At 47.0% G+C, this 3,629-nt stretch carries 5 protein-coding genes; all 5 read right to left on the minus strand.

From position 1 onward, the window contains the following. Positions 1–656: 656 nt before the first annotated feature. Positions 657–1,148 (minus strand): hypothetical protein, encoded by a 492-nt coding sequence (locus GVY43_RS15890; protein ID WP_159563833.1) that lies wholly within the window; start codon positions 1,146–1,148, stop codon positions 657–659. A 14-nt stretch (positions 1,149–1,162) separates the two neighbouring features. Continuing rightward, positions 1,163–1,987 carry a hypothetical protein gene (locus GVY43_RS15895; protein ID WP_159563834.1) on the minus strand — a complete coding sequence of 275 codons (825 nt, stop codon included), beginning with the start codon at positions 1,985–1,987 and terminating at the stop codon, positions 1,163–1,165. A 365-nt stretch (positions 1,988–2,352) separates the two neighbouring features. Then, a complete protein-coding gene (locus GVY43_RS15900; protein WP_159563835.1) occupies positions 2,353–2,688 on the minus strand; it encodes a YolD-like family protein in 336 nt (111 codons plus the stop codon). 108 nt (positions 2,689–2,796) lie between these two features. After that, the gene (locus GVY43_RS15905; protein WP_159563836.1) at positions 2,797–3,066 is read right to left on the minus strand and encodes an ASCH/PUA domain-containing protein; all 270 of its coding nucleotides are present in this window, start codon (positions 3,064–3,066) and stop codon (positions 2,797–2,799) included. Positions 3,067–3,118: 52 nt separating this feature from the next. Next, on the minus strand, positions 3,119–3,629 hold a 511-nt coding region (locus GVY43_RS15910; protein ID WP_236549008.1), incomplete at its 5' end, for a hypothetical protein.

The raw sequence follows: 3,629 nt of genomic DNA on the forward strand, positions 1-3,629 counted from the left end.
CGTATGTCGTCGAGAACCTGTTGATCGAACGGACCGGCACCTATCCGAAACGGATCACGGCCAAGTTCCTGGACAAGACGTGGGACCAGATCGTCCGCACCTACCAGGACACCGAGCCGATGTTCGCGACGATCCCGGACCATCATCGTTTTCTCGACTGAACGAAAAAAGGCCCCCATAAGGGGACCTCTTGATTGAGACTCGAGACGTTGGCGGACGTCGAGTCGATCGACGCGCGCAAGCTGAAGTGTCTGCGCCTGCGGAAAGGGATCAGAAATCCCTATATATCTAGCATACCAAAATTCTCGGAAAGCGCAACAAAAGACGCCCCCTCGGAAGAGGTGGGCGTCCGATCCCGATCGTTTCCGCGACCGGGAGATGAGGTATCCTAAACAAAATCCTCACTGCAACTTGAACATTTGGAGGGGCAGGGAACCGTCCTCCCTGCCTTGTCGTCATTTTACCAGAAGGACGCAGATTTTGAAAAGTACCGTCCGTTTTCTCGTCGAACACGAAAGAAAACGCACATTGATAAAAAGACGAGTTAACGGACAACGTACCCAAAACAAAAAGGGCGACGGGCCGCCCTTTCGTATTTTATGTGAACTCACGAACAAATTCGTTCTTTTAACGGTCGTTTTTAAAACAACTATTTATCAATCAATTTTCAGACTCTCAACCAATCTAATGACTAAATGATCAAGCAATCTTCCACATACAAGTCGATTTGATTCCAGCGCAAGTAAACCTAGAAATGGACTATCTGCTGGTCCAGACTCATCGCTAGAAGTGATTGCAAATCCATCAGGACCAGCATGAACGTTCATTTGAATCTGATGGCCTTGTTCACCTTTTGTCATTTTCATAGTTATTGTAAACTCTCTAGGATGCAATACAGAACGAATGACTACAATCTGTCCGTTTAATTTCCTGTTTTCATCACCAAAAATCAAACGAAAAATAAATTCCATTCCGTGTTGATCTTGACGTTCTTGATAGTCGATGAATGGGTACTTTTCAGAAATCTCCTTCGCCCGACTGCTCAAGACGTCAAATTGTTTTTCTAAATCCATGCCGACGACCGTCGCTTCTGTCATGTCCTGATAGTCTGCCATTGCTTGCTCAAACCGTTTCTCATGCTCCAACATACATATCCCCCCTATTAATCGACTATTACACCTTCATACAGTTTCCAATTAACCTGCATCCCTTCGTCCCCGCGTGCCCCTACAACACCCTTAACTTTGACTTTATCGCCATTCTTAATATCCTCTTTACTACTTTCATCCTTCAACTCAACAACGATTGTATAAGGCATTAGCTCTTTATTATCTGTACTGATTGTTGCCCAATCTTGTCCTTTATAGTCATCAGAAGATACTAAGACAACGCTATCTCCCATAGCTTCTGTATCGGCTACCGTTCCCGTCCAAGTCACTTCTTTTTTGTGCACATATGTATCGTACACTGGAGAACGTTCCTCTTTCGGAATATTGTAGAAAGCTGTTACGTATTCGTTAAAGTCTGCATTCATTGAATCCGCAAACGGATGATCTTTTACTGCAGCCATTTCCTCTTCGCTTAACGGCGCTTTCTTTTCAAGCACCGTTACAAAATGTTCGGCCTTGTCCCGGTTAGCTTTCAGTAAGATGTAAATATTATCAACCACAATTGTAATGGTTGAATCCGGCTTCTCATATTTCTTGGCTTGTTCGATCGTTTCATACTGTACGATCTCTGCTTCCGGAGTTCTGATTGCTTTCACAAGACCTTCTGAACCTTCAAACTCGCTTGTAACGTCTTCTGCTTCACCAGTCACAAGACCCGATTCTTTTAACCATGTATAGGCGTCATCAGCTTTGATTCCAGCTTCTTCTTCCGCCACCTCTTCTATACCAGTCTCTTCTGTTGTTGCTTCCTCACCACCGCAAGCCGAAACAAGACCGAGTGCCATTACAAACGCCACTAAAAAAGCGTATTTCCTCATCATGTTTTCCCCCTGTTTTTCTATTTCCCTACGAACAATGGCCTAGCTGTTGCTATACCATCATGTAAAGATAAATTAATTGTACTACTCAGTATGATACGCTTAGAAATTCACAGTAACAACATATCCCGATTACTTTGAACCGACAAACCACCGTTTTAAAAACACAATCGAATTGTCGTTCGTCTTGTAAATCTAAATAAAAATTATTTCATTCCTTTTGAAATGTTACAGATTCCATTTTTAATTCCAGTTAATTCTTTTTTTATTTTCTGTTCATTCGATTCAACGAACACCCACGATTTTAACATGGAGAAATCAACCGTGAAGGTTGATACCAATCTATTTTTACCATTCTCCCCGAATCATTCTGGACCGACAAACGCGATCGCTTCGAACGACACCTGAACCACCCCGTCCCGCTCGTTGGCCAACTCGACGACACGGTCCATGTAGTCGACCCGATGCACGAACCCATGGAACTGACGCATCTCCCCGTCCGTCACATACCGCACCGTCACCCGGTCGCCGGAGAAGATCGCGTCGTTCAGCACACGCTCGTACACGTCCAATAGGTGGTCGTCGATATCCGGCATCTCGATTTTCTGCACCTCTCGATAATATTTGATGAGGAGTGCCTTGTGTTCCGGCATCAGGAACGGGACCCATTTCTTCTCGCCCCGGTCGACATATCTCGTCATGGTCCATCTCCACCTTTCCCAAGAAATTATAAGAACATTTGTTCTTATTTTATACCCTCATTTCCGAGTTGTACACAAAAAAAGGGGGCACCGGTCGGCACCCCCTCGTCAAGATACGGTTTGTTCGGCGGCCTTGCCCGGGACGACATCCCCGAGCGCCATCACGACATAGCCGCCCCGTTGGGCGTACGCTGTCATGTATGTCACGCGTCGGCACAACGCCCGGCCGGTGTACGCCTGTTCGACCGGGTCATACTCGCGCAGGTACAGGATATCGCCGGACTGGTATCCGCGATCGTCCCGTCGAATCTCGAATGTCTTCCGGCCGGCATCGACCATGTCGAAATACTCCGGCCAAATCTTCAGTTCATGGAGCATCCGTCTTCCCTCCTTCCGTGTTCGTCTCTCATTCAGGTGGCAGACAGGCAGTTCAAAGGCACAGTCTGATCTTCTGCTGGTCTGACCGAATCAGGATGTACACCGTATAGTCTACACCCTTTGAGATTTCAGACAATACAAGTCCCGCAGTATCGATCGATGCGACTTCGATCAGTTGCAAGAGACGGTCCATCTCGACCGTCTCGACCTCCTTCACCGAGACGATGCCGTCTTTCACCTCATCCATTCTGTAATCGCAGAGGATGGGGGCTTCTTCCAGTGGGATATGCGAGATGTATGCATCACTTTCAGTCGGGACGATGGGCACGTCACGAACGCTGCAGTCTCCGTCTCGGTTGACGGTCGCAAGAAGATCGTCTTCTCCGTTCTCATGCATCAAGAAATACTGCCTGATCCCGTCCTCTTCCTCGAACCATTGCAATGCCCACAGGTCGAGGTCGATGTTTTTACGTTCCGCTTCCAGCACTTCGAGCACACGTTCCATGTCTCTTTGTTGTTCCGGGCTCAGACAGGTACTCTCATATCGGATATCCCGCAACTTC

Origin of the sequence: Exiguobacterium sp. 8H, assembly GCF_902506255.1 — a bacterium.
GTDB lineage: Bacteria > Bacillota > Bacilli > Exiguobacteriales > Exiguobacteriaceae > Exiguobacterium > Exiguobacterium profundum.